The organism is Streptomyces sp. NPDC005811, assembly GCF_040630405.1.
GTDB lineage: Bacteria > Actinomycetota > Actinomycetes > Streptomycetales > Streptomycetaceae > Streptomyces.
This window is the reverse complement of the sequence record NZ_JBEXXK010000017.1, coordinates 39,921-63,915: the sequence shown is the minus strand read 5'-3', so window position 1 is coordinate 63,915 and position 23,995 is coordinate 39,921. Positions and strand designations below refer to the sequence as shown.

Annotated in this window: 23 protein-coding genes and 1 tRNA gene; 15 read left to right on the top strand and 9 right to left on the bottom strand. The window is 71.7% G+C overall.

The window, feature by feature from the left end:
• Positions 1-76 precede the first annotated feature (76 nt).
• Together ABZ490_RS19820 and ABZ490_RS19815 are read left to right on the top strand one after the other, a co-directional pair.
• Positions 77-484: a DUF485 domain-containing protein gene (locus ABZ490_RS19820; RefSeq protein WP_358991601.1), complete on the top strand. Its 408-nt coding sequence runs from the start codon at positions 77-79 to the stop codon at positions 482-484.
• Positions 485-543: 59 nt separating this feature from the next.
• The gene (locus ABZ490_RS19815) at positions 544-2,127 is read left to right on the top strand and encodes a cation acetate symporter (RefSeq protein WP_358991865.1); all 1,584 of its coding nucleotides are present in this window, start codon (positions 544-546) and stop codon (positions 2,125-2,127) included.
• A gap of 75 nt (positions 2,128-2,202) precedes the next feature.
• On the opposite strand, the gene ABZ490_RS19810 is transcribed toward ABZ490_RS19815, so the two are convergent.
• The 3 genes from ABZ490_RS19810 to ABZ490_RS19800 form a co-directional block, all read right to left on the bottom strand.
• Positions 2,203-3,054, bottom strand: coding sequence for a cellulose-binding protein (locus ABZ490_RS19810; RefSeq protein WP_358991598.1), 852 nt, complete (start codon positions 3,052-3,054; stop codon positions 2,203-2,205).
• Positions 3,055-3,275: 221 nt separating this feature from the next.
• Positions 3,276-6,059 (bottom strand): SUKH-4 family immunity protein, encoded by a 2,784-nt coding sequence (locus ABZ490_RS19805; RefSeq protein WP_358991595.1) that lies wholly within the window; start codon positions 6,057-6,059, stop codon positions 3,276-3,278.
• A gap of 8 nt (positions 6,060-6,067) precedes the next feature.
• On the bottom strand, positions 6,068-7,063 hold the full coding sequence (locus ABZ490_RS19800) for an SMI1/KNR4 family protein (RefSeq protein ID WP_358991592.1): 996 nt from the start codon (positions 7,061-7,063) through the stop codon (positions 6,068-6,070).
• 316 nt (positions 7,064-7,379) lie between these two features.
• Between ABZ490_RS19800 and ABZ490_RS19795 the strand changes: the two genes are divergently transcribed.
• A complete protein-coding gene (locus ABZ490_RS19795) occupies positions 7,380-7,913 on the top strand; it encodes a YwqJ-related putative deaminase (protein ID WP_358991590.1) in 534 nt (177 codons plus the stop codon).
• Positions 7,914-7,992: 79 nt separating this feature from the next.
• On the top strand, positions 7,993-8,490 hold the full coding sequence (locus ABZ490_RS19790; RefSeq protein ID WP_358991587.1) for an SUKH-3 domain-containing protein: 498 nt from the start codon (positions 7,993-7,995) through the stop codon (positions 8,488-8,490).
• Positions 8,491-8,499: 9 nt separating this feature from the next.
• On the opposite strand, the gene ABZ490_RS19785 is transcribed toward ABZ490_RS19790, so the two are convergent.
• On the bottom strand, positions 8,500-9,810 hold the full coding sequence (locus ABZ490_RS19785) for a histidine kinase (protein ID WP_358991584.1): 1,311 nt from the start codon (positions 9,808-9,810) through the stop codon (positions 8,500-8,502).
• Between the two features lie 133 nt (positions 9,811-9,943).
• Here ABZ490_RS19785 and ABZ490_RS19780 point away from each other — a divergent pair, with 133 nt between their 5' ends.
• The 7 genes from ABZ490_RS19780 (at position 9,944) to ABZ490_RS19750 (ending at position 15,570) form a co-directional block, all read left to right on the top strand.
• Complete coding sequence (locus tag ABZ490_RS19780) at positions 9,944-10,804, top strand: hypothetical protein (protein WP_358991581.1); 861 nt, start codon at positions 9,944-9,946, stop codon at positions 10,802-10,804.
• A gap of 14 nt (positions 10,805-10,818) precedes the next feature.
• A tRNA-Gln gene (locus ABZ490_RS19775) sits at positions 10,819-10,890 on the top strand.
• A gap of 112 nt (positions 10,891-11,002) precedes the next feature.
• The gene (glmU, locus tag ABZ490_RS19770; RefSeq protein WP_358991578.1) at positions 11,003-12,451 is read left to right on the top strand and encodes a bifunctional UDP-N-acetylglucosamine diphosphorylase/glucosamine-1-phosphate N-acetyltransferase GlmU; all 1,449 of its coding nucleotides are present in this window, start codon (positions 11,003-11,005) and stop codon (positions 12,449-12,451) included.
• Positions 12,452-12,534: 83 nt separating this feature from the next.
• Positions 12,535-13,509, top strand: coding sequence for a ribose-phosphate diphosphokinase (locus ABZ490_RS19765; protein ID WP_358991575.1), 975 nt, complete (start codon positions 12,535-12,537; stop codon positions 13,507-13,509).
• 183 nt (positions 13,510-13,692) lie between these two features.
• Positions 13,693-14,289 carry a 50S ribosomal protein L25/general stress protein Ctc gene (locus tag ABZ490_RS19760; protein WP_358991572.1) on the top strand — a complete coding sequence of 199 codons (597 nt, stop codon included), beginning with the start codon at positions 13,693-13,695 and terminating at the stop codon, positions 14,287-14,289.
• 84 nt (positions 14,290-14,373) lie between these two features.
• Positions 14,374-14,976, top strand: coding sequence for an aminoacyl-tRNA hydrolase (pth, locus tag ABZ490_RS19755; RefSeq protein ID WP_358991569.1), 603 nt, complete (start codon positions 14,374-14,376; stop codon positions 14,974-14,976).
• A gap of 42 nt (positions 14,977-15,018) precedes the next feature.
• The gene (locus ABZ490_RS19750) at positions 15,019-15,570 is read left to right on the top strand and encodes a hypothetical protein (protein WP_358991566.1); all 552 of its coding nucleotides are present in this window, start codon (positions 15,019-15,021) and stop codon (positions 15,568-15,570) included.
• 106 nt (positions 15,571-15,676) lie between these two features.
• Here ABZ490_RS19750 and ppc read toward each other — a convergent pair whose 3' ends face one another.
• Complete coding sequence (gene ppc / locus ABZ490_RS19745; RefSeq protein ID WP_358991563.1) at positions 15,677-18,430, bottom strand: phosphoenolpyruvate carboxylase; 2,754 nt, start codon at positions 18,428-18,430, stop codon at positions 15,677-15,679.
• Between the two features lie 308 nt (positions 18,431-18,738).
• On the opposite strand from ppc, the gene ABZ490_RS19740 reads away from it, so the two are divergent.
• Entirely contained in the window at positions 18,739-19,749 is a 1,011-nt protein-coding gene (locus tag ABZ490_RS19740; protein ID WP_358991560.1) for an acyl-CoA desaturase, read from the top strand.
• Entirely contained in the window at positions 19,746-20,432 is a 687-nt protein-coding gene (locus tag ABZ490_RS19735) for a TetR/AcrR family transcriptional regulator (protein WP_067251129.1), read from the top strand. Before ABZ490_RS19740 ends, ABZ490_RS19735 begins: the two co-directional genes overlap by 4 nt.
• 41 nt (positions 20,433-20,473) lie before the next feature.
• Here ABZ490_RS19735 and ABZ490_RS19730 read toward each other — a convergent pair whose 3' ends face one another.
• The 3 genes from ABZ490_RS19730 to ABZ490_RS19720 form a co-directional block, all read right to left on the bottom strand.
• A complete protein-coding gene (locus ABZ490_RS19730) occupies positions 20,474-20,647 on the bottom strand; it encodes a CsbD family protein (RefSeq protein WP_358991557.1) in 174 nt (57 codons plus the stop codon).
• Positions 20,648-20,719: 72 nt separating this feature from the next.
• A complete protein-coding gene (locus tag ABZ490_RS19725; RefSeq protein WP_358991554.1) occupies positions 20,720-21,082 on the bottom strand; it encodes a glyoxalase in 363 nt (120 codons plus the stop codon).
• The gene (locus tag ABZ490_RS19720) at positions 21,082-21,879 is read right to left on the bottom strand and encodes a trans-aconitate 2-methyltransferase (protein ID WP_358991551.1); all 798 of its coding nucleotides are present in this window, start codon (positions 21,877-21,879) and stop codon (positions 21,082-21,084) included. The genes ABZ490_RS19725 and ABZ490_RS19720 overlap by 1 nt, the downstream gene beginning before the upstream one ends.
• A gap of 119 nt (positions 21,880-21,998) precedes the next feature.
• On the opposite strand from ABZ490_RS19720, the gene tamR reads away from it, so the two are divergent.
• The gene (gene tamR, locus ABZ490_RS19715) at positions 21,999-22,496 is read left to right on the top strand and encodes a MarR family transcriptional regulator TamR (RefSeq protein WP_055636625.1); all 498 of its coding nucleotides are present in this window, start codon (positions 21,999-22,001) and stop codon (positions 22,494-22,496) included.
• Here tamR and ABZ490_RS19710 read toward each other — a convergent pair.
• Positions 22,455-23,252, bottom strand: coding sequence for a response regulator transcription factor (locus ABZ490_RS19710; protein ID WP_358991547.1), 798 nt, complete (start codon positions 23,250-23,252; stop codon positions 22,455-22,457). The two genes, tamR and ABZ490_RS19710, sit on opposite strands and share 42 nt — an antisense overlap.
• 272 nt (positions 23,253-23,524) lie before the next feature.
• Here ABZ490_RS19710 and ABZ490_RS19705 point away from each other — a divergent pair, with 272 nt between their 5' ends.
• The gene (locus ABZ490_RS19705) at positions 23,525-23,980 is read left to right on the top strand and encodes a GNAT family N-acetyltransferase (RefSeq protein WP_358991863.1); all 456 of its coding nucleotides are present in this window, start codon (positions 23,525-23,527) and stop codon (positions 23,978-23,980) included.
• The last annotated feature ends 15 nt before the right edge of the window (positions 23,981-23,995 follow it).

The window sequence follows — 23,995 nt, the reverse complement described above, 5'->3', positions numbered from 1 at the left end:
GTGCGTGGCTCGCCACCCCCCACCCCACCTCCCTGCGGTCCGCCGCCACGGACCCGAGCCGCGCAAGGAGCACGGGATGTCCTACGACCCGTCCCGCCCCCACCCGACATACCCCTGGCAGCCGCCACCCCCGTCACCACCCGCGCCCCCGCGCCGGCGACCGGACCACCACACCCCGCTCGGGCACCACAGCGACCTGCGGACGCTGCGCGGCGCCTACCACCGCCAGCGCCGCGTGGCCACGCTCACCGCGCTCGGCTACTTCGTCGTGTTTCTCGTCCTGTCCGGCTTCGCGCCGTCCCTGATGACGGCCACCGTCACCACCGGACTGCCCGTCGGCCTGCTCCTCGGGCTGATCCAGCTGCCCGTCACCTGGCTGGCGATCGGCGTCTACGAACACACCGCCCGGCGCCGGGTCGACCCGCTCGCCGACCGCATCCGCAAGCAGTCCGAGATCGACGCACGGCGGGGGGCCACCCGGTGAGCACGGCACGCACCCCCCTCGCGGCCTCCGTCACGGAGTTCAGCGGCGACGCGCAGACGATGTCGCTGGCCGCCTTCACCGCGGTCGCCACCGTCACCCTGCTGCTGTGCGTGATGACCGGCCCCGACCGCGACGACCTGGACGAGTTCTACACCGGCTACCGGTCCCTGTCCCCGCTGCGCAACGGCCTCGCCATCGCCGGCGACTACATCTCCGCCGCCACCGTCCTCGGCACCGGCGGAGTCATCGCGCTGTGCGGTTACGACGGTGTCGTCCTCGCCCTCAGCACGGCCCTGTCGCTGATGCTGCTGATGTTCCTGCTGGCCGAACCCCTGCGCAACGCGGGCCGGTTCACCATGGGCGACGCGCTGGCCAGGAGGATGCCGGGCCGCGCCGTACGGATCACCGCCTGCGCCGTCACCCTCGCCGCGCTGCTGCCGATGATGCTGGTGCAGCTCGCCGGCACCGGACAGCTCCTCGCGTTCATCCTGGGCTTCTCCGGGGACTCCGTGAAGACCGGCTGTGTCGTCGTCATGGGCGCGCTGATGATCAGCTACGCGGCGATCGGCGGCATGAAGGGCACCGCCCTCATCCAGATCCTGAAGATCGTGACCCTGCTCGGCTCCGGGGTCGGCGTCGCCCTCGTCGTCCTCGCCCGCTTCGACTGGAACCCGGGCACCCTGTTCGACGCGGCCGCGAAGGGCAGCGGGGTCGGCGACGCGTTCCTGCGCTCCGGCCTGGAGTTCGCCGGCAGCCCGTACCCCCGTGTCGACATGATCACGGCCCAGCTGTCGGTGGTCCTGGGCGGCGCCTGCCTGCCGCACATCACCATGCGCATGTACACCGCCTCCAGCGCCCGCCAGGTGCGCCGCTCCCTGTCCTGGGCGGTGTCCGGCGTGGCGGTGTTCGTCCTGGTGATGACGGTCGTCGGGTTCGGCGCCACGGCCCTGGTCGGCCGCGCGGCGATCGCCGCCGCGGACCCGCGGGGCAACACCGCCTATCTGCTGGGCTCACGGGCCGCCTTCGGCACGGACGTGTCCACCGCGGAGACCCTCCTGTTCACGGCGGTCACCACGGCAATCTTCCTCACCGTCCTGGCCTCCGTCGCCGGCATGATCCTCGCCTGCGCCAACTCCCTCGCCCACGACGTCTTCGCCGCACGCGCGCGGGGGACGACGCCGCAGCGCGAGATGCTGATCGCCCGGCTGTCCGCGCTGGCCGTCGGCGCGCCGACGATCCTGCTCGCCACCCAGGTGCAGCACCGCAGCCTGCAACCCCTGGTCACGCTCTCCTTCTGCCTGGGCGCCTCCGCGCTCGCCCCCGCCCTCGTGTACAGCCTCTTCTGGCGCCGCTACACCCGTACCGGTCTGCTGTGCACCCTCATCGGCGGCACCCTCGCCGTCCTGCTCCTCATGCCCGGCACGAACCTGGTCTCCGGCTCGCCCGCCGCCGCGTTCCCCGAGGCCGACTTCAACTGGTTCCCCTTCACCACCACGGGCATCGTCACCGTCCCCCTCGGCTTCGCCTTCGGCTGGCTCGGCACCCTGGCCTCCGGCCGGCACGGCGCCGAGGAGCAGCGCCGCCGGTACGAGGCCGTGGAGGGCTGGATCCTGGCGGGAGCGGCGGTGCGCAAGGGCGACTGACGGACAGACGGAAGGCACGGCACGCGCGCGTGCGCGCGCGTGCCGTGCCCGTCCCCGTCCCGCGGCTCGGTCCGATCACTCCGCGGGGCGGCCCGTGAGCGCCCTGAGGCTCTCCTGGACCTGCTCCATGTGTGCCCGCACCTCGTCCGAGAGCTCGTGGTGCTTGCGCACCACCCGTTCGGTCTCCTGGGCGATGCGGTCCTCCTTCAGGCGGGCCTCGGCCAGGACCTGCGTGGCACGCGCGCGTGCCTCCTCCTGGCGCCGGCCGATCGACTCCTGGGCCTCGGTGAACTCGCGCTGCGCCGCGGCCAGGGCCTCCTCCGCACGGGCCACCGCCCGCTCGTTGTTCGCCTCCATGGCGGCGATCCGCTCGGCGAGCTCGCGGTCCGCCTCGGCCCACTTCTCGGCGTGGTCGTGCTTCGGTTCCACCAGCAGGCCCGCGGTGCGCTGCCGTACGTCACGCAGCGCGTCGAGCTCCGCGCCGCGGAACTCCTTCACCTTGCGCCGCGCGGTGACCCGGATGCCCTGCGCCTCGGCGCGTGCGGCGAGCAGCCGCTTGTGGGCGTGCTCCTTGGCCTGTGTGCGGATCGCCTCCGCCTGCTCCTGCGCGGTACGGCCCAGTGTCTCCGCGTGCTCCTCGGCCTGCGCGACCTCCTCCGCCGCCTCCTGCCGGGCGCGCTCGACCATCCCCGCCGCCTCTTCCTGGGCGAGATCCCACAGGCGCCGTGCACGCTCCCCGAGGGTGTCGTACGTCTGCGGCTTGATCTCCGTGCAGGCCTCGCGCAGCCGCTTGGCCTCCACCACCATGTCCTTGGCGAGCATGGTGAGCCGGGTGACCCGCTCCCAGGCCGCGTCGCGTTCGGCGGAGAGCGCGGCGGTGAACGTGTCGACTTCTTTGGGCCGGTAGCCGCGCCCGAGTACGGTCACGAACCCAGGCGATGACACCCGTGCGCTGCTCATGCTGTAGCCCCTTCCACCAGACGGACGCGAAATGATGATTTCCCGCATATCTTGATGTATCGGACTTAAGTGTTCATAACGCGACACTCCGGGCATGAGGTGCGGGCGATCAGGCCACACAAAAGGGCCGGGCCGGTCATATGACCGGCCCGGCCCTCGACACCCCCGGTGTCAGCGGGACGCCCGCCTCACAGCAGCCCGTCCCACATCTGCTCCAGCAGCACCGACCACCAGCTCTCCGGCGAACCCAGCGCCGCCGGATCCAGCGAGGCCAACTGGGCCTGGAAGTCCACCGTCCAGCGCCCCGCCTGCTCCTGGTTCAGCCCGAACCGCAGCCGCCACATCCGGCCCAGCAGCGCGAGACACCGCTGGAACTCGGGCAGCCCGGAGTTCACGAACTGCGGCGGCACCGACCCGCCGCCCGGCCCCGCCTCCACCGGCACCGCGACGATGTTCGCCGTCCCGTACTGCACACAGATCGCCTTGCCGAAGTCGCTGCCCATGACGAGGTACGACCCCGCGTCCGGCGCCGGCTGCACCCCGCGCTCGGCCGCCAGCTCCGCCAGCGTCGGCACCGGCCGCCCCGGCTGGGCCTGCGCCCAGAAGAACGGCCCCATGTCCATCGGCAGACCCGCCACCACCAGCGTGTGCGCCACGACCGGCGGCACCCCCTGCCGGGACACCGCCGCCTGCTCGAACCGGAACAGCCCCGGCCCGAACGCCGCGCCCAGCTCCTGCGCGATCGCCTCCGGCGGGATCGGCGGGACCGGCTGCACCGGCGGCAACGGCGCCCGCACCGGCGCGGGCCGCGCGGGACCGTCGGCCACCTGGTGCAACTCGCCCTGGTGCGCCAGCAGCTGCTGCATGCCCTGCTGACGGCTCGCGTGGTCCGTGCCGTACGGCGCGATGCTCGCCAGCCGCGCCTGCGGCCACTGCTCCCGGATCATCCGCGCGCAGTACGCGCCCGGCAGCTCGCAGGACTCCAGCTCGGTGTGCAGCTCCAGCACCTGGTCCGGGGGCACGTTCATGGCCCGCAGCTCGTGGAAGATCTGCCACTCCGGATGCGGGGTGCCCGGCGCCGAACGCCGGATCACCTGCTGCTCCGACCCGTCCTGCGCGCGGTAGCGCAGCACGGCCTGGTAGCCCGGACCGACGGTGGGCTGCCCGGGCGGCTGCTGGGGATACCCGTACGCCGGCGGCTGCCACGCTCCGGGCACCCCCGGGGGCATGCCCTGAGGGACACCCGGGGGCATACCCGGAGCGCCCGGAAAGCCCTGCACGCCCGGGGCGGGCGGCGGGGGCGCGCCGGGAGCGCCGACCGGAGGTCCGGCCAGCATGGTCGGCGCCTGGTGCGGGGCGCCGGGAACACCGGGGGCTCCCGGAGCGCCGGGTGCCTGCGGTGCGCCCGGTGCGCCCGGTGCGCCCGGTGCGCCCGGTGCGCCCGGTGCGCCCGCCGGAGCCTGCGGCACCCCAGGGGCGCCCGGCGGCTGCGGCACGCCCCCGGGCCCGCCCGGGCCCATCCGCCCCGGGTCGGCCAGCATGGTCGCGGCATGGTGCACACCGCCGGGAGGAGCACCGCCCGGCGTGTTCGGGCCGGCGGGCGGGTTCGGCGCACCGGGACCGGCCGGCCCCTCCGGCCCCAGGGCCGACACCAGCTGCGTGGGCACATAGCCACCCGCCGCGCCGGCCCCGGGCGCACCCGGACCGGGAGGCGGAGGAGGCGGTGTACCGCCCGGCCGCGCCCCCGGAGCGCCCGGAGCCCCCGGCGGGGGCGGCGGCGTGGCCCCACCGCGCGCGGGGCGCCGAGGCGGAGCAGCCTTGCTGGTCGCGGCGTCGGCGATCTCACCGGCGTTCGGCGCGAGCGGCCGCCCCGGCGCACCCCCGCCCGCGGCACCGGCCCCGTAGGACGGCGCACCCGACTGCGGCTGAGGAGGCGGGGGCGGAGGCGTGGCCCCCTGCCCGGCACCGGCACCCCCCGGTCCCTGCGGATACCCGTACGACGACCCGGCGGGCCCCTGAGGGGGAGCCGGCGGCGCGGGAGCGGCCGACGGCCCGGAGCCCGCACCCGGCCCCTGGGGATACCCGTACGACGCCCCGCCCGGCCCGGACGGCGGAGGCGGAGTCGGCGCGCCGCCCTGCGGGCCCGCGACACCCTGCGCGCCCGGGGCGTCCATCGCCGGGGCGACCGCCGTCGGCGGGAGCTGGCTGCCGCCCTTCATCAGGGCCGTCTTGGCGTCCGGCAGCCCGGCGGGCGGCGGCGCGGGCTCGTCGGAGCCGCTCAGCGCCGGCGCGAAGACCGTCGCGGGCAGCGGTACGGAACGGTCGTCGCCCGCGTCGGCGTTGGTGTCCGTCCCCGTCCAGGGCGTGGCCCCCGCGGGCGTCGGCGCGACAGGACCTCCCGGCGCACCGGCCGCGGGCCCCGTCGGCACCCCGGGCTGCGTCTGCGGCAGCCCGCTGCCCGGCACCCCGGCCTGCGTGCGCGGCAGCGAGGGATCCGGCACCGCACCCCCGGCCGCGGCACCGGCACCAGCACCAGCACCAGCACCAGCACCAGATCCGGTACCCGCAGCCCCGCCGTCGGACTCCCGCCGCTCCCCGATGCCCAGCTTGTCCGCCGCCTCCTGCAACCACTCCGGCGGCGACAACAAGAACGACGTCTGATTCAGATCCACCCGCGCCGCAGGCGCCGGCGCCGCGTCCCGGGGCTCCTCCGGACGGCCGTACTCCTCCTCGTAGCGGCGGATCACCTCACCCACCGGCAGCCCCGGCCACAACGTGGCCTCCCCGCTGTCCCGGGCGATCACCAGCCGCTGCGCGCCCCCGTCCGACCGGGGCCCCTCCGCGCGGTCCTCCGCCCACACCACGAACCCGAGCCCGAACTCCCGCACCCGCACCTCACGGTGCTGGTACGCCGGAACGTCCCCGTTGACCCACTCCTCGGCGCGCTCCTGCGCCTGCGCGAACGTCACCATCGCTCAGCTCACTCCCCCGCACCGACGGACGCCACGGGCACCGCGTGCGCGAACCCGCCGTCCACCATCAGATTCGCCACCGTCTCCAGCTCCGGCGGATTGCCGGCCAGCCGCGACAGGAACACGTCGAAGTCCTCACCGCACGGCAGCAGCAGCCGCTGCGTACGCTCCGCCTGCGGCAACGCGGGATCCACGTCCCGGACGTCGTCGTACGCGCAGAACCACACCGAACCGACCCGCTCGCCCTTCACCTTCACGGCGAGCAGCCCGCCCTGCACGAACCCGACGCCCAGGTAGTCCTTCGTCAGATGGTCCCGCAGACACTTGTTGACGTACACGAGATCGTTGACGGCCGCCTCGTCCCGCACCGTGAAGAACGGCTGGTCCACCAGCAGCCCCAGCTCGGCGTCGAGCGCCGCGCCCACCGGCGCGCACCCGCCCGCCGCCTTCAGGAACGACCGGTACGCCCCCGGCAGCCGGTACCCGAGGTCCTCCTCGACCCCCTGCACCTGCGCCTCGGTCACCGCCACACCCGACTTCGGCAGCCCCACGTGCGCCGGACGCGTCTCCTGCAACGGACGCGTCCCCCGCTTCGACTGGTCCACCGCCGCGGTCGCCAGCCCACCGTGATGCCTGAGCAGCGCCTTCACCTCGACCGGAACCAGCTCCAGCCGCCGCGAACCCACCACGTGGTGCCACGTCCAGCCGTGCGGCGTCGCCACGTTCGGCACCGTGTCCCACAACGCGTGCCCCGAGGCCGCGAGCACCGCGTTCGCCGACACGTAGTCCGTCAGCCGCAACTCGTCGACCCCGAAACCCTCCGGGGGCTCGGCGATCTCCGCCGCCGCGCGCGCGTACGGCGAGAAATCCGGATAGCCGCGCTCGTCGATCCGCACCCCTCTCGGGTGCCGCGCCGCACGCACCGGATCCGGGAAATGCACGACCTGCCCGGCATAGGCCGCGTTGGGCGGCGCGGCTTGCTGCCCGAGCCGACTCGTCGTCATGGCGGTTGCCCCCTGCGGCACTCTGGTACGGCCCGCAGCGACCGGTTCCGCTTCCGGACCCGGACCACCACGCCCCGTATCGACTGTCTCCAACGGTTCTCCAACACGCGCCCACCGCGCGCATCACGGTGCCGACAGCCTATGCGGTACGACGACACGGGTCACCGGCCCTCCGTTCGACGCCCCCCACATCCGTGACCAGCCGTCACCTCACCCTCACGGACCGCCCAAACCCGGGCGTGTCGCACCGCCCCAGCTTCCGCACCCGCCACGCCATTTGGCACCCTGTGACGTCCGAGGGCATGCTCGGGAGGGGATGACGATCATGAACGCAACGCAAACGGGGCAGCACAACGGGCCGCAAACGCCCGCATCAGGCGACCCCCGCATCGGCTGGTCCAGCACCGAGACCCCCCACACCCCCACACTCCGTCACCGCCGCGACGGCATACTCCCCACGATCGCCGCCGCCCTCTCCGTGCGCGGCGCCACCCTCACCAGCACCGCGGCCCGGGGCGACCAGCCCCCGGCCCTGCACCACCTCGTCCAGGACTTCCTCGACACCCTCGGCAGCGCCCAGCGCGACCGCTTCACCGGGCGCTGCGCCGAAGCACTCCTCATCTCCCGCCACATCGCCGCCGCCGACGCGGCCCGCAGCAGACGCGCCGCCCGTAAACCCATGACCAACGGCGAAGCCCGCAAGGCACTGAAACAAGCCAAACTCACCGCCCGCCGCATCCGCGAGGACGGCGACCCGCTCCACGGCAGCTTCGCCGCGCCCTGCCGCGCCTGCACCGCCCTCAGCGCCCACTTCGGCGTCCGCATCGTCGACCCGGAAGCCGGCGACTGACGCCCACAACAGCACCGCGAACGAAGCACCGCGAACGAAGCACCGAGCACGACGCACCGCGAACGACGAACGAAGGCCGATGCACCCGGACCCGCGCACCTCCAGCACCCGCTTCCCCGTCCCCGTCGACGCCGCCCTGCGCGCCGCCGGCTGGCAACCCGGACGCTGGGACATCAAAACGGCCGAGATCTGGGCCGACACCCTCCGCGACCACACCAGCCCCGCCGGCCACCGCCACGCCGTCTTCCCCGCCGCCGTCGAGGCCTGGGCCGAATTCGGCGGCCTCACCCTCACCCCCGCCGGACCCGGCCGCCAGGTCGCCCCCACCCCCCTCCACCTCGACCCCCTGCACGGCCTCCACATGGCCCGCACCCTCGCCGACCTCGGCCGCGCCCTCGACACCGACGTCAGCCCCCTCGGCACCGAGACCGACACCCACTCCCTGCTCGCCATCGACGCCGAGGGCCGCGTCTACGCCCTCGACCACACCGGCGACTGGTACCTCGGCCCCGACATCGACCAGGCCCTCGCCGCCCTCGTCTCCGGCATCGAACCCGTACGCCTCACCGCCGGCTGACCGCCCCCCTCACGGAGACGGAATCACCGCCGACACCCGGAAACCCCCCGCCTCCGTCGGCCCCGACACGAACACCCCGCCGAGCGCCACCACCCGCTCCTTCATCCCCACCAGACCGTTCCCCCCCGACGGCAACCCCGCCGAACCCGCCGAACCCACCTCCGGCGGCGGCTCGTTCTCCACCTGCATCGCGATCTCCGCCACCCGATGCGCGAGCCGCACATGCGTCTTCGCCCCCGCCGCATGCTTGTGCACGTTCGTCAACGCCTCCTGCACCACCCGGTACGCCGTCTGCTCGATCTCCCCCGCGTACGACCGCACCTCCCCCTCCACCGACAGATCCACCACCATCCCCGCAGCCGCCGACTGCCCGATCAACTCCTCCAGCTCCTCCAGACACGGCCCCTCACCGGGCTGCTCCACCACCGCCCGCGAAGCCGCCGCCGCGGCCGCCACCCCCACCGCCGCCAACGGCACCGCGGCCGCCGCCCGCTCCCGCTCCCCGCCGCTGCGCAGCACCCCGAGCATCTCCCGCAACTCGGTCAGCGCCTGCCGCCCCATGTCCCCGACCAGAGCGGCGTTCCGTACGGCCTTCTCCGGATCCTTGCGCGCCACGGCCTGGAGCGCGGCCGCATGCACCACCATCAGGCTCACCCGGTGCGCGACCACGTCGTGCATCTCCCGCGCGATCCGCGTCCGCTCCTCGCCCCGCGCCCACTCCGCCCGCTCCTCGGCCCGCTCGGCCAGCAGCTGCAACTCCCGCTCCAGGCTGTCGGCCCGCTCCCGCAGGCTCTCCATCAGCCGGCGCCGCTGACCGACGTACAGGCCGAGCAGAACGGGCGGCGCGGTCAGCCCCAGCGACATCACGAGCGCCGCGAACGGAATGAACCAGTCCCCGATGGTCAGCCGCCCCGAATCCATGCTCTGCCGCACCCGTACGAACGTCACGATCAACGTCCCCATCAGCTGCATCCCGGCCAGCGAGGCGATGATCCGGCGCGGCAGCTCGGACGCGGCGAGCGTGTACAGGCCGACCAGGCCCATCAGGAAGCCCATCTGGGCCGGCGTGATGGCGATCGCCACCAGCACCACCGCGATCGGCCACTGCCGCCGCACCACCAGCACGGAACCGGCGAGCCAGCCGAAGACGATCCCCGCCGCCTCCGGGATCCCGGCGTCCCGGGCGAACGCCACACCCTCCGCCGCGCACTCCACGGCAGACACGGCGGCCAGACTCCAGTCGAACGCGGCACTGCGCCACCTGGCCCACCACAGCGGCCCCCTCAGGTCCGCCGTGGTCTCTTCCCCCGTCGTGGTCATGCCTCCAGCCTACGGGCGAGGCCCCCACGCTTTCCGTCGACTTTCACCGACCGAAACCGTCCCCATTCCCTCGAACAGGTGAACCCCACGTGTTCGACCCCGGAACCCCGCATTCCGCCCGGACGGTATGCGTATGGCACATGCACTTGGCAAGTACGCGGACTTCGAGACCCTGCGCGAACAGGCGGTCGCCCTGCGGCGGGCCGGACTCAGCCGACGGCAGATCCGCGACCGGCTGCACATCGACAACAACGACATCCTCAACCGCCTCCTGGAGGACGAGCCGCCTCCGGAATGGACGAAGCGCCCGAACGCGAAGGACGACCTCCGGGAGAAGGCCCGCGAGCTACGGCTCCAGGGCTGGACGTACGACCGGATCCAACTGGAACTGGGCTGCTCGAAGAGCTCGATCTCACTGTGGGTACGGGATCTGCCGAAGCCTGAGCGGCGGGAACCGACGGAACAGGCGAAGCTGGCTGCTCGGAAGCGGTGGGAGCACGAGGGGGCGATCCGCGACGCCGAGCGGACGGAAACGAAGGCGACTGCGGCACGCGAGATCGGCCCGATGACCGACCGCGAGTTGTTCTTGGCCGGAGTCGCCCTCTACTGGGCCGAGGGATCCAAGGACAAACCCTACGACCGACGCGAGAGCGTCATCCTCGTCAACAGCGACCCCGGAGTCATCGAGCTCTACCTCGCTTGGCTGGACCTGCTCGGTGTAGCGCGTGAGCGCCTCCGCTTCACCCTGATGATTCACGAGACCGCAGATGTCACCAGCGCCGAGCGGTACTGGGCAGACCTCGTCGGCGCCGACCGCTCCGCCTTCTACAAGACCACCCTGAAGAAACACAACCCCAAGACAGTGCGGAAGAACATCGGGGACTCCTACCGGGGCTGCCTGGCCGTCAGAGTCCTGAAGGGAGCCGACTTGTACCGTCGTATCGAGGGCTGGTGGTCTGGCATGGTGGTGGAGGCCCAGCGTCGGACCGCGTAGGCTGCAGGCTGTAGTCCCCCGTGGTGTAATCGGCAACACACGTCACTTTGGATGATGTATTTCAGGTTCGAGTCCTGGCGGGGGAGCTTGGTTCGGGTCCTGACCCAGCAAGGTCAGGGCCCGCTCTCATGTCCGCCAAGAAACGCCCCGGTATCCTTCGGATGTCCCCACCTCACTCCACAGCCGAAGGGCACATCCGTGAGCGCCATTCGCCCGGCAGCCGTCGTCGTTCTCGCAGCGGGTGAGGGCACCCGTATGAAGTCGGCCACACCCAAGGTCCTCCACGAACTCTGCGGCCGCAGCCTCGTCGGGCATGTGCTGGCCGCCGCCCGTGAGTTGGACCCCGAGAACCTGGTCGTCGTCGTCGGGCACGCGCGCGAGAAGGTCACCGCGCACCTCGCCGAGGTGGACGCCGCCGTACGGACCGCCGTGCAGGAGCAGCAGAACGGCACCGGTCACGCCGTCCGGATCGCGCTGGAGGAGCTGGGTAGCCGGGTCGACGGCACGGTGGTCGTCGTCTGCGGCGACACGCCCCTGCTGACCGGCGCCACCCTCTCCGCGCTGGCCGCGACCCACCACGGCGACGGCAACGCGGTGACCGTGCTGACCGCCGAGGTGCCGGACGCCACCGGGTACGGGCGGATCGTGCGGGACGAAGCCACCGGGGCCGTCACCGCGATCGTGGAGCACAAGGACGCCTCGGCGGAGCAGCGGGCGATCCGGGAGATCAACTCCGGGGTGTTCGCGTTCGACGGGGCGCTGCTGGCCGACGCGCTGAAGAAGGTGCGGACGGACAACAGCCAGGGCGAGGAGTACCTGACCGACGTCCTCGGGATCCTGCGCGAGGCCGGGCACCGGGTGGGGGCGTCGGTGGCCGCCGATCACCGGGAGATCGCCGGGATCAACAACCGGGTGCAGCTGAGCGAGGCCCGTCGGATCCTGAACGACCGGCTGCTGACCGCCGCGATGCTCTCCGGTGTGACGGTGATCGACCCGGCGACCACGTGGGTCGACGTGACGGTCACGTTCGAGCAGGACGCGATCGTGCACCCCGGTACCCAGCTGCACGGTGCCACGCACATCGGTGAGGGGGCGGAGGTCGGTCCGAACAGCCGGCTGACGGACACGGTCGTCGGTGCGGGTGCCCGGGTCGACAACGCGGTCTCCTACGCCTCGCACATCGGTGCGCACGCGAGCGTGGGGCCGTACGCCTATCTGCGGCCGGGTACGCGGCTGGGCGCGAAGGGCAAGATCGGGACGTACGTCGAGACGAAGAACGCGTCGATCGGGGAGGGGACGAAGATCCCGCATCTCTCCTATGTCGGTGACGCGACCATCGGTGAGTACAGCAACATCGGTGCGGCGAGCGTGTTCGTGAACTACGACGGACAGGACAAGCATCACACCGCCATCGGCTCGCACTGCCGTACGGGCTCGGACAACATGTTTGTGGCTCCTGTCACGGTCGGGGACGGTGCGTACACCGCCGCCGGGTCCGTGATCACGAAGGATGTGCCGCCCGGTTCGCTGGCCGTGGCCCGCGGTCAGCAGCGGAATATCGAGGGCTGGGTGGCTCGCAAGCGTCCGGGGAGTGCCGCCGCGCAGGCGGCCGAGGCGGCCGCGCGGCAGGGCGAGGGCGAAGACTGACCGGAAACGGGTGCGTCAAACACGGCGTACCGTGATAAGTGCGAACCCGCACCCCCCTGAGAAACCTCTGAGGAGACAGTGCTGTGACCGGGATCAAGACGACCGGCGAGAAGAAGTTGATGTTCTTCTCCGGCCGCGCCCACCCCGAGCTTGCCGAGGAGGTCGCCCACGAGCTGGGTGTCGGGGTCGTCCCGACGAAGGCCTTCGACTTCGCCAATGGTGAGATCTACGTCCGCTACCAGGAGTCGGCGCGTGGTGCGGACTGCTTCCTGATCCAGAGCCACACGGCTCCGATCAACAAGTGGATCATGGAGCAGTTGATCATGATCGACGCGCTGAAGCGTGCTTCGGCGCGTTCGATCACGGTGATCGTGCCGTTCTACGGCTATGCGCGGCAGGACAAGAAGCACCGTGGCCGTGAGCCGATCTCGGCGCGGCTGATCGCGGACCTGATGAAGACGGCGGGTGCGGACCGGATCCTGACGGTGGATCTGCACACGGACCAGATCCAGGGCTTCTTCGACGGGCCCGTCGACCACCTGTTCGCGCTGCCGCTGCTGGCGGACTACGTGGGCAGCAAGGTGGACAAGTCGAAGCTGACCGTGGTCTCTCCGGACGCCGGCCGGGTGCGGGTGGCGGACCGTTGGTGCGACCGGCTGGGCGCGCCGCTGGCGATCGTGCACAAGCGGCGCGACAAGGACGTGGCGAACCAGGTGACGGTCCACGAGGTCGTGGGCGAGGTCAAGGGCCGGGTCTGTGTGCTGGTCGACGACATGATCGACACGGGTGGCACGATCTGTGCCGCGGCGGACGCGCTGTTCGCGCACGGTGCGGAGGACGTCATCGTGACGGCGACGCACGGTGTGCTGTCGGGTCCGGCGGCCGACCGTCTGAAGAACTCGAAGGTCAGCGAGTTCGTGTTCACCAACACGCTGCCGACGCCGGGCGAGCTGGAGCTGGACAAGATCACGGTTCTGTCCATCTCGCACACGATCGCGAGTGCGGTGCGCGAGGTGTTCGAGGACGGATCGGTGACGAGCCTGTTCGACGAGCAGTAGGCCTGTTCGCGCTTCGGGATGATCGATTTTTCTGCGGCCTCCCTCGCCGAGTAGACTTCTCCAGTTGCTCGGCGAGGGAGGCCGCATCCTTGGATGCGACGCTCCGTTATCGACGCGCTCTTCGTAGCAGGCCGTTCGTGGCCGGGTGACCACGTCCGATCCGAGTTCCTACGAGGAGTGATCATGTCCGAGGTCAAGATCTCCGCCCAGAGCCGCACCGAGTTCGGCAAGGGTGCCGCCCGTCGTATCCGTCGTGACAGCAAGGTCCCCGGTGTCCTGTACGGGCACGGCTCGGACCCGCTGCACCTGACCCTCCCGGGCCACGACCTGCTGCTGGCGCTGCGTACGCCGAACGTCCTGATCTCCCTGGACATCGACGGCAAGACCAGCGAGCTGGCCATCCCGAAGGCCGTCCAGCGTGACGCGATCAAGGGCTACCTGGAGCACGTCGACCTGCTGCTGGTCAAGCGGGGCGAGAAGGTCACGGTCGAGATCCCGGTGCACGCCGAGGGTGAGCTGGCCGCCGGCGGCAACCTGCTGGAGCACGTCCTGAACGCGCTGCCGGTCGAGGCCGAGGCCACCCACATCCCCGAGGGCGTCACGGTGTCCGTCGAGGGCCTGGAGGCCGGTACCTCCGTCCTCGCCAAGGACATCACCCTGCCGAAGGGCACCACGCTGGCCGTGGACGGCGACACCGTCGTCCTTCAGGTGCTGGCCGCGCAGGCCGAGGAGGCCCCGGAGGGCGAGGCCGCCGAGGGCGAAGAGGTCGCCGAGGCCTGAGCCGCGTAGCTTTCCCAGCGGTACATCGGCTCCAGCCGCTGCTTCCCTCGTCCGGGGGAAGCAGCGGCTGCTGCGTAAGGAGACATGGACGTGACGACCCCCGCCAACGCCCCGTGGCTGATCGTGGGCCTCGGCAATCCCGGTCCTGAGTACGCCGGCAACCGCCACAACGTCGGTTTCATGGTGGCCGATCTGCTGGCCGAGCGGATCGGGGGGAGGTTCAAGCGGGCGGGCAAGGCGCAGGCCCAGGTCGTGGAGGGGCGGATCGGGCCGCCGGGGCCGGAGAACCGGCGGGTGATCCTGGCGAAGCCGATGTCGTTCATGAATCTGTCCGGCGGTCCGGTGAACGCGCTGCGGGACTTCTACAAGGTGCCGGTGGCGAACATCGTGGCCGTGCACGACGAGCTGGACATCGACTACGGCACGCTGCGGGTGAAGCTGGGCGGCGGGGACAACGGGCACAACGGTCTGAAGTCGATGACGAAGACGATGGGTGCGGAGTACCACCGGGTGCGGTGCGGGATCGGGCGTCCGCCGGGGCGGATGCAGGTGGCGGACTTCGTGCTGAAGGACTTCTCCTCGACCGAGCGCAAGGAACTGGACTGGTTCGTGGACCGGGCCGCCGACGCGGTCGAGTGTCTGGTGATCGAGGGCCTGGAGCGGGCGCAGAGTACGTACAACTCGTGATGTGTCGCCCAGGAAGGTTGACTGACCGCAGAGGCGTGGCCAATGATCCCGGCCATGCCTGCCGCTGCCGTCGCGTCCCATCGCCGTAAAGGCCGTAAAGGCCGGAAGAACGGCCCGCCCCCGGCCCGTCGGACGTCCGTGGCCGCGCTGCGCGTGGGGCGGCTCGCGGCAATGGGGGCGGTCGCGGCGCTGATCCTGTTCGCCGGGGTGTGGGGTTCGTGGGGTACGGCGCAGCAGGTGATGCTGACGAAGGGGCGGGAGCACGGCACGGTCGAGGTGACGCGGTGCGGTGCGCGGACCTGTTCGGGGCCGTACACGCCGCTGTCGGCGGGGTCGACGGCGCGGTCGCGGGTGGTGATCGAGAAGTCGGTGGCGGTGCGCAAGGGGCGGACCTACACGGTCGTGGTCAAGCCGGACGGTGACGAGGTGGTGCGGTCGGGTCCGGCGGGGGTGCTGTACGCGTGGGTGCCGATGGGGGGTGCGCTGCTGCTCGCGTCGGTGGTGGTCGCGGGCGGGCTGGGGCGGGCGCGGTGGGGGTGGGCGCTGGCGGGGTCCGGGGTGGCCTTGCTGACCGCCGCCTTCGTGACGATCTGAGCGCTTTCGGCCCGCTTGACCTGTCGCTGCGGAGAGAGCCGGGTGCCCCCGGGCCTCGTACGTCTCCGAGGCTCGGGGGCACCCCCTCTGCTGTGGTCGTGGGCGCTCAGCCGGTGTTGCGCAGGCCCGCCGCCACGCCGTTGACCGTGAGGAGCAGGGCGCGGGAGAGCAGCGGGTCGGGTTCGGCGCCCGCGGCCGCGGCGTCGCGCTGCCGCTTGAGCAGGGTCACCTGGAGGTAGGAGATCGGGTCCAGGTAGGCGTCGCGGATGGTGAAGGTCTGCTTGAGGACGGGGGTGGCGTCCAGCAGTTCGCGCTCGCCGGTGACCCTGAGGACCTCGGCGACGGTGAGCTCGTGTTCGGCCCGGATGCGGTCGAAGACGTGCTTGAGGTCGTCGGGGACGAGGGTGTCGACGTAGTGCTGGGCGATCCGCAGGTCGGTCTTGGCGAGGGTCATCTCGACGTTGGAGACGAAGTTGCGGAAGAAGTGCCACTGCTCGTGCATCTCGTCGAGCACGGTGGCCCCTTCCTGCCGCAGGCCTGCCTCGCGCAGTGCCTTCAGGCCGGAGCCGACGCCGTACCAGCCGGGGACGATCTGGCGGGACTGGGTCCAGCCGAAGACCCACGGGATGGCGCGCAGTCCGTCGAGCGAGACGCCCGAGCCGGGGCGGCGGGAGGGCCGGGAGCCCAGGTGCAGGTCGGCGAGCTGGTCGACCGGCGTGGAGGCGAGGAAGTACGTCGGCAGGTCGGGGTCCTCGACGAGTTCGCGGTAGGCCGCGTGCGCCGCGTCGGAGACGACGTCCATGGCGGCGTCCCAGCGGGCGAGGGCTTCGCCGGACTGGCGGGGCGCGGTGTGCAGGGCGGAGGCCTGGAGGGTGGCGGCGACCGTCAGTTCCAGGTTCTCCCTGGCCAGGGAGGGGATGAGGTACTTGTCGGAGATGACCTCGCCCTGTTCGGTGACCTTGATCTCGCCTTCGAGGGTGCCCCAGGGCTGGGCGAGGATCGCGTCGTGCGAGGGGCCGCCGCCGCGGCCGACGGTGCCGCCGCGGCCGTGGAAGAGGCGCAGGCGTACGCCGTAGCGGTGGGCGACGTCGCGCAGCCGGCGCTGGGCGCGGTGGATCTCCCACTGGGAGGTGGTGATGCCGCCGAACTTGGAGGAGTCGGAGTAGCCGAGCATGACCTCCTGGACGTCTCCGCGCAGGGCGACGAGGCGCCGGTAGGAGGGGTCGGAGAGCATCTCCTCCAGGATGGTGTCGGCGGCCTTGAGTTCGTCGGTGGTCTCCAGGAGGGGCACGATGCCGATCCGGGCCCAGCCGGCGTGCAGGTCGATCAGGCCGGCCTCGCGGGCGAGGACGGCGGCGGCGAAGACGTCGTCGGCGCCCTGGCACATGGAGATGATGTACGACTCGATGACCTCGGGTCCGAAGACCTCCAGGGCCCGCTTCACGGTGAGGAAGACGCCGAGGGTCTTCTCGCCGGCCGCGTCGACGGGCGCCGGGGTGGGGGCGAGCGGCCTCCTCGACCGCAGCTCCTTGGCCAGCAGCTTCGTACGGTATTCGCGGGGCATGTCCACGTACCGCCAGGACTCCTCGCCGAGGCGGTCGAAGAGCTGGCCGAGGGCGTGGTGGTGGGCGTCGGCGTGTTCGCGGACGTCCATGGTGGCGAGCTGGAGGCCGAAGGCGGCCAGGGTACGGATGGTGCGGTTCATCCGGCCGTCGGCGAAGAGGGCGCCGCGGTGCTCGCGCAGGGAGCTCTGCACGAGGGTGAGGTCCGCCAGGAGCTCGCCGGTGCCGAGGTAGTCGCGGCCGGGTTCGTGCGGGGTGCCCTTGGCGAGGCGCTGCTTGGTGTTCTCCAGCTTCTGCCGGACGCAGGTGGCCTTGAGGCGGTAGGGCTCCTCGGCGTTGAGGCGCTTGTAACGGGGGCTGATCTCGGGCAGGCGTTCGAGGTCGGCCTTGAGGGACTCCAGCAGTTCCTCCGTCGCCCCGGTGTAGCGGATGGAGTTCGACAGGAAGCCGCGCAGCTCGTCGATCATCTCCAGGGCGTCGTTGATGCCGTGTTCGTGCTGGAGGATCAGGACGTCCCAGGTGACCTGGGGGGTGACGTTGGGGTTGCCGTCGCGGTCGCCGCCGATCCAGGTGCCGAAGGTGAGGGGGCGCGTGTCCTCGGGGAGGTGGACGCCGACCCGCTCCAGCTCGGAGGTGAGGTCCTCCAGGACGTCGCCGACGGCGTTCGCGTGCAGCTCGTCGAGGTAGTAGATCGCGTTGCGGGCCTCGTCGGCGGGCTCGGGGCGTACGACGCGCAGTTCGTCGGTCTGCCAGACGAGGTCGATGTTCTCGGCGAGGCGCGTGTCGTGGCGCCGGCGGTCGGCCTCGATGACGGGGGTGTCCAGGAGCGCGGCGATGCGCCGGAGCTTGTTCAGTACCGACCGGCGCGCGGCCTCGGTGGGGTGGGCGGTGAACACCGGGCGGACGTTCAGATGGCGGACGGACTCGCGGACGTGCTCGGGGTCGGCGTCCTTGAGGCGGTCGGCGGTGCGGGCGAGGAGACCGCCCTCGGCGGCGCGCTTGGCGCGCAGCTCACGGCCGCGGTGGACCTGCTCGGTGACGTTGGCGAGGTGGAAGTAGGTGGAGAAGGCGCGGACGAGCTTGGCGGCGGTCTCCAGTTCGGTGCCGCGCAGCAGGTCGGCGGCGGCCTCTCCGTCCTCGCGGGTGAGGCGGCGGACCTTCTCGACCAGGTCGAGCAGCTCGGGACCCTCCTGCCGGACGAGGGTTTCTCCGAGGAGGTCACCCAGTCGGCGGATGTCGGCCCTCAGTTCGGTACTGGTGGTCGCCGTGGACTCGGTCTGGTCGTCGGCACTGCTCACAGGTGCGGCTCCTTGCAGTGGTGAAGCTCGTCTGGGCGGGCCCGGGACCGTCCTGGCGGCGGCGGGTGCCGCATACGGGCCGGACATCCGGGAAGAAAACAGAGCGGACCGCGCTGTCCGACCGCCTCCAAGGATAGGTGGCGGACGGGACGCGCAGACGGTCGGGCTCTTGCCGCCGGGCAGGGCACTGCCATACTTACGATGCCGTAGGTTACGGAACCGTAGGAAGCTGTACACGGCATCCTGCGTGAGGTGGCCGTGACCCGGCGACCTGCCACAACTCCCTCGAACCCCCCAGGGGACGCCCCATGACCACGCGCTCCGATGTGATCGACGACGCCCCGAAGGCGAACGACGGCGCTCCACTTCCCTCCGCGACGCTCGGTGGCGAGCAGAAGCGTTCGCTGGAGCAGATCACCCTTCTCCTCTTCATCATCGTTCCGTTCCTGGCGCTGCTCGCGGCGGTACCGCTGGCCTGGGGGTGGGGGGTCAGCTGGCTGGACCTGGGCCTGCTGGTCTTCATGTACTACCTGGGCTGTCACGGCATCACGATCGGTTTCCACCGCTACTTCACCCATGGTTCCTTCAAGGCGAAACGGCCGCTGCGGATCGCGCTGGCGGTGATGGGGTCGATGGCGGTGGAGGGGCCGCTGGTGCGCTGGGTGGCGGATCACCGCAGGCACCACAAGTTCTCGGACGCGGAGGGCGACCCGCATTCGCCGTGGCGGTTCGGGGAGACGGTCCCGGCGCTGGTGAAGGGCCTGTGGTGGGCGCACATCGGCTGGATGTTCGACGAGGAGCAGACCCCGCAGGACAAGTACGCGCCGGATCTGATCAAGGACGGGGCGATCCGGGCGATCTCCCGGCAGTTCATCTTCTGGACGATGCTGTCGCTGGCGATCCCGCCGCTGGTGGGCGGGCTGGTGACGATGTCCTGGTGGGGCGCGTTCACGGCGTTCTTCTGGGGGTCGCTGGTGCGGGTGGCGCTGCTGCACCACGTCACCTGGTCGATCAACTCGATCTGTCACGCGGTGGGCAGGCGCCCCTTCAAGTCGCGGGACCGCTCGGGCAACGTGTGGTGGCTGGCCGTGCTGTCCTGCGGTGAGTCCTGGCACAACCTGCACCACGCGGATCCGACGTCGGCGCGGCACGGTGTGATGCGGGGACAGCTCGACTCCTCGGCGCGGCTGATCCGCTGGTTCGAGATGTGCGGATGGGCGTACGACGTGCGCTGGCCGTCACGCTCGCGTATCGATTCGCGTCGCAACACGGATGCGGACGGCTCCCGGCGCCGGAAGGCGGCCGCGAAGGCGGCATGATTGACGCCGTGGCGACCGACTCCAGCAGTACCCCCAGTCCCGGCGGCGAAGCGAAGCCGCGGCGCGCCCGGCGCACCCGGATGACGGGGGCCGAGCGTCGCCAGCAGTTGCTGGAGATCGGTCGCACCCTGTTCGCGGCGAAGGGCTTCGAGGCCACGTCGGTGGAGGAGATCGCGGCGAAGGCCGGGGTCTCCAAGCCGGTGGTGTACGAGCACTTCGGCGGCAAGGAGGGGCTGTACGCGGTCGTCGTGGACCGGGAGATGCGGCGGCTGCTGGACATGGTGACCAGCTCGCTGACCGCCGGTCATCCCCGCGAGCTGTGCGAGCAGGCGGCCTTCGCGCTCCTCGACTACATCGAGGAGTACACGGACGGGTTCCGGATCCTGGTCCGGGACTCGCCGATCCCGCAGTCGACGGGGTCCTTCGCCTCGCTGATCTCGGACATCGCCACCCAGGTGGAGGACATCCTGGGGCGTGAGTTCAAGAGCCGCGGCTTCGATCCCAAGCTGGCGCCGCTGTACGCGCAGGCGCTGGTGGGGATGGTGGCGCTGACCGGCCAGTGGTGGCTGGACGTACGGCGTCCGAAGAAGGCCGAGGTCGCGGCCCATCTGGTCAATCTGGCCTGGCACGGGCTGGACGGGCTGGAGGCGAAACCGCATCTGATAGGCCGCCGCAAGGCGTAGCGCCGGCCCGGGACCGGCGGGGACACGGTCGGAACCCGGGGTCAGTGCTTGAAGGCGTCCTTCGTCTTCTCCTTCGCCTGGCGGGCGTCGCCCTTGGCCTGTTCGGCGCGGCCCTCGGCCTCCAGCGGCAGGTCGTGCATCGCCCGGCCGGTGACCTCCTTGGCCTTGCCCTTGAGCTGTTCCTTCTTCGCCTTGGCCTTCTGGTCGCGTGCCATGGTGTTCACACTCCTCGGTTCGTCGGCCGTCGGTGGTGTCGATGTCGTCCGAGTGGCCGTGTGCGGCCCTCCTCAAACACGGGATTCGAGGAACTCCAGACGATTGCCGACGGGGTCGCGGGCGTAGAAGCGGTCGTGGCCGGGGAGGTCGTCGTCCCAGGTGAGGTCCACTCCGTGGGACCGGAGCCGGTCGGCGTAGGCGGCGATGGCGGTGACCCGGAGTCCCGGGTGGGCCTTGGCCGACGGCCGGAAGTCCCGTTCCACCCCCACATGGATCTGTACGGCGCCGGCCCGGAACCAGCAGCCGCCGCGTGCGGCGAGGACGCCGGGCTTGGGGATCTCGGTCATGCCGAGGACGTCGGTGTAGAAGGGGCGCAGGAGGTCCTCGGTGCCGGGCGGGGCGGCGAGCTGGACGTGGTCGACGGCGGTGATCATCACGCCCCCTTGACGGCCACGGCGAACAGACGGCGGAAGGGCAGGACGGTGCCGTACGGGGTGCGCGGGTAGGCCTCGCGGAGCAGGTCGCGGTACTCGGTGACGAAGGCGTCCCGGGCCTCGGGGTCGTCGGCGAGGGCGTCGAGGGCGGGGCGCAGTCCGGTGCCCTTGACCCAGTCGAGGACGGGGTCCTCGCCGGTGAGGACGTGGTGGTACGTCGTCGTCCAGACGTCGGTGGCGCAGCCGAGGCGGGCGAGGCGGTCGAGGTAGACGCCGGGGGCGTGGACGGAGTCCGCGGGGCGCAGGACGTGGGCGAGGCGGTCCTTCCAGCGGGGGGTGTCGCCGAGGGCGCGCATGAGGGCGTGCAGGGGGGCGTCGGTGTTGTGGGGGACCTGGAAGGCGAGGGTGCCGCCGGGGGCGAGGCCGTCGAGCCAGGCGGGGAGGGCGTCGAGGTGGCCGGGGACCCAGTGCAGGGCGGCGTTGGAGATCAGCAGGTCGTAGGTCTCGCCGGGGGTCCAGGTGGTGAGGTCGGCGTGGGCGAAGTCGAGGAGCGGGCCGGCGTGTGCGGCGGCGTCGGCGAGCATCTGCGGGGAGTTGTCGTAGCCGGTGATGCGGGCGGTGGGCCAGCGGTCGGCGAGGACGGCGGTGACGTTGCCGGGGCCGCAGCCGAGATCGGCGATGCGGGGCGGGTCGCCGGGGAGGCCGGGGACGCGGGCGAGGAGGTCGTGGAAGGGGCGGGCGCGGTGGCCGGCGTGACGGAGGTACTGGGCGGGGTTCCAGGAGGGGTTGGTCGTCATACCCGTAACCCTCCCCCCATATTTCTCTCGATGTCAAGAGACTCGATATCAAGAGACTTGACTTGAAGAGACTTGATCTGAAGAGACTTCATGTCGACACAACCACTACACTGATCGCCATGGAGGACGAGGTCGATCGGCTGGTCGCAGCGTGGCGCCGGGAGCGCCCGGACCTCGACGTGGAGCCGCTGGAAGTACTCAGCCGGGTGAGCAGACTGGCCCGGCATCTGGACCGGGCGCGCCGGCTGGCGTTCTCCGAGCATCAGCTGGAGCCCTGGGAGTTCGACGTGCTGACCGCGCTGCGGCGCGCGGGGGCGCCCTACCAGCTCTCCCCCGGGCAGCTGCTGACGCAGACGCTGGTGACGTCGGGCACGATGACGAACCGGATCGACCGGCTCGCGAAGAAGGGCCTGGTGGAGCGGCTGCCGGACCCGAGCGACCGGCGCGGGGTGCTCGTCCGTCTCACGGACGACGGCAAGGACCGCGCCGACCAGGCGCTGGCCGGGCTGCTCGACCAGGAACGGGCGATCCTGGCCGAGCTCTCGCACGCCCAGCGCGGCGAACTGGCCGCCCTGCTACGCCAGCTGACCGCCCCGTTCGACAACATCCCCGGCTAGGTCCACCGGCCCCACGCCCGCCCTGCGGGCCAGGGCGACGGCGGCGAGGGTGGAGTGGACGCCCAGTTTGCCGAGGACGTTCTGCATATGGGTGCGGACGGTGTGCGGGGACAGGAAGAGGCGCTCGGCGACGGCCTTGCGCCCCAGGCCCGCCACCATGCACCGGAGCACCTCGCGTTCCCTCGGGGTGAGGGACTCCACGAGCCGTTCGCTCTCGGTGCGGTGCTTGCGGGCGGCGGTCAGTTCGCGCAGGACGCCGGTGAGCAGGGCGGGCGGCAGATGGGTCTCCTCGCGGAGCACCCCGCGGATGACGGTGAGCAGCCGCGACAGCGAGCAGTCCTTGGCCACCCACCCCGAGGCCCCGGCCTGGAGGGCGAGCGCGGCGCGGCGCGGGTCGTCCTTCTCGGCGAGGACCACGACCCGGACATGGGGCTGGCCGGAGCGGACCCCCGCGACGAGGGAGATCCCGTCGACGAACCCGTCCTCGCCCACCTCGTGCACCGGCACGGCGGGCCGTATGCCGGGCAGCGCACCGCCCGGACCACCCCCCGCTCCCGCTCCGGCGCCGAGATCGGCGTCGACGAGCAGCACGTCGTAGCGGCGCCCCTCGGCGGCCGCGCGCTCCAGGCTGCGCAGCGCCGCGGGGCCGCTGCCGGCCGCGGAGACGTCGACGTCCGGCTCCGCGGCGAGCGCCGCGGCGAGCGACTCGGCGAAGATGCGATGGTCGTCGACGACCAGGACTCGGATGCGAACCACGAAACCCCCTTCCCCAGGCCCCTGTCCGGAGCCGGGGATACCCCAAGGTCCTGAAAGACGGAGAACGACGACCGGCGCGGGTACGACGCCCGGAGGGGATACGGGTCACCGCACGGCCGCCGCCGTGCAGAGACTGCTACCCCGACTCCGGGCGTCGTACCCGACTGTCTCGCCCCCTGATCGGCACCGGCCCCCACCGGTGCTGTTCATCAGGGTAGGGCTGTGGGCGGGCAGCGGAAGGAAAAACGCAGAACTGGTTGGCCAGGGCGTTTATGGTGTGCCGCATGTTTCGTCTTGAGACAGAAGTCGACAGCACGAGGCGCGATCTTCTTCGCTCGCGACTCCGCGACACCAACACGGCGGCCTCCCCCGTCCTGCGGGCGCTGCGCGGAACGCCCGCCGAACGGGAGACCCCGCTGCACGTGTGGGCCTCGGACGCGGCCGGTGACCTCACGGGCGGGCTGGTCGGCCACACCTGGACGACCTGGCTGCACGTCGCCCACCTCTGGGTCGACGAACGCCACCGCGGTGCCGGGCTCGGCAGCCGGCTCCTCGCCGAGGCGGAACGCGTCGCCGCCGAGGAGCGCGGCTGCCGTCACGTCCGTCTGGAGACCTGGGACTTCCAGGCGCCGGACTTCTACCGGCGCCTGGGCTACGACGTGGTGTGCGTGATCGAGGACTATCCGCCGGGGATCACGGAGTACACGCTGACCAAGCGGCTGGGCTGAGACAGGGAGACGGAG

Excerpts from the sequence above, each read along its gene's own strand:
- tamR (WP_055636625.1), top strand. The coding sequence starts at position 21,999 with ATGGAGGACGAGGTCGATCGGCTGGTCGCAGCGTGGCGCCGGGAGCGC.
- ABZ490_RS19780 (WP_358991581.1), top strand. The coding sequence starts at position 9,944 with ATGGCACATGCACTTGGCAAGTACGCGGACTTCGAGACCCTGCGCGAA.
- ABZ490_RS19720 (WP_358991551.1), bottom strand. The coding sequence starts at position 21,879 with ATGACGACCAACCCCTCCTGGAACCCCGCCCAGTACCTCCGTCACGCC.
- ABZ490_RS19750 (WP_358991566.1), top strand. The coding sequence starts at position 15,019 with ATGATCCCGGCCATGCCTGCCGCTGCCGTCGCGTCCCATCGCCGTAAA.
- ABZ490_RS19760 (WP_358991572.1), top strand. The coding sequence starts at position 13,693 with ATGTCCGAGGTCAAGATCTCCGCCCAGAGCCGCACCGAGTTCGGCAAG.
- ABZ490_RS19730 (WP_358991557.1), bottom strand. The coding sequence starts at position 20,647 with ATGGCACGCGACCAGAAGGCCAAGGCGAAGAAGGAACAGCTCAAGGGC.
- ABZ490_RS19725 (WP_358991554.1), bottom strand. The coding sequence starts at position 21,082 with ATGATCACCGCCGTCGACCACGTCCAGCTCGCCGCCCCGCCCGGCACC.
- ABZ490_RS19785 (WP_358991584.1), bottom strand. The coding sequence starts at position 9,810 with ATGACCACGACGGGGGAAGAGACCACGGCGGACCTGAGGGGGCCGCTG.
- ABZ490_RS19740 (WP_358991560.1), top strand. The coding sequence starts at position 18,739 with ATGACCACGCGCTCCGATGTGATCGACGACGCCCCGAAGGCGAACGAC.
- ABZ490_RS19805 (WP_358991595.1), bottom strand. The coding sequence starts at position 6,059 with ATGGTGACGTTCGCGCAGGCGCAGGAGCGCGCCGAGGAGTGGGTCAAC.
- ABZ490_RS19705 (WP_358991863.1), top strand. The coding sequence starts at position 23,525 with ATGGTGTGCCGCATGTTTCGTCTTGAGACAGAAGTCGACAGCACGAGG.
- ABZ490_RS19800 (WP_358991592.1), bottom strand. The coding sequence starts at position 7,063 with ATGACGACGAGTCGGCTCGGGCAGCAAGCCGCGCCGCCCAACGCGGCC.
- pth (WP_358991569.1), top strand. The coding sequence starts at position 14,374 with ATGGACGTGACGACCCCCGCCAACGCCCCGTGGCTGATCGTGGGCCTC.
- ABZ490_RS19815 (WP_358991865.1), top strand. The coding sequence starts at position 544 with ATGTCGCTGGCCGCCTTCACCGCGGTCGCCACCGTCACCCTGCTGCTG.
- ABZ490_RS19790 (WP_358991587.1), top strand. The coding sequence starts at position 7,993 with ATGCACCCGGACCCGCGCACCTCCAGCACCCGCTTCCCCGTCCCCGTC.
- ABZ490_RS19795 (WP_358991590.1), top strand. The coding sequence starts at position 7,380 with ATGACGATCATGAACGCAACGCAAACGGGGCAGCACAACGGGCCGCAA.
- ABZ490_RS19735 (WP_067251129.1), top strand. The coding sequence starts at position 19,746 with ATGATTGACGCCGTGGCGACCGACTCCAGCAGTACCCCCAGTCCCGGC.
- ABZ490_RS19820 (WP_358991601.1), top strand. The coding sequence starts at position 77 with ATGTCCTACGACCCGTCCCGCCCCCACCCGACATACCCCTGGCAGCCG.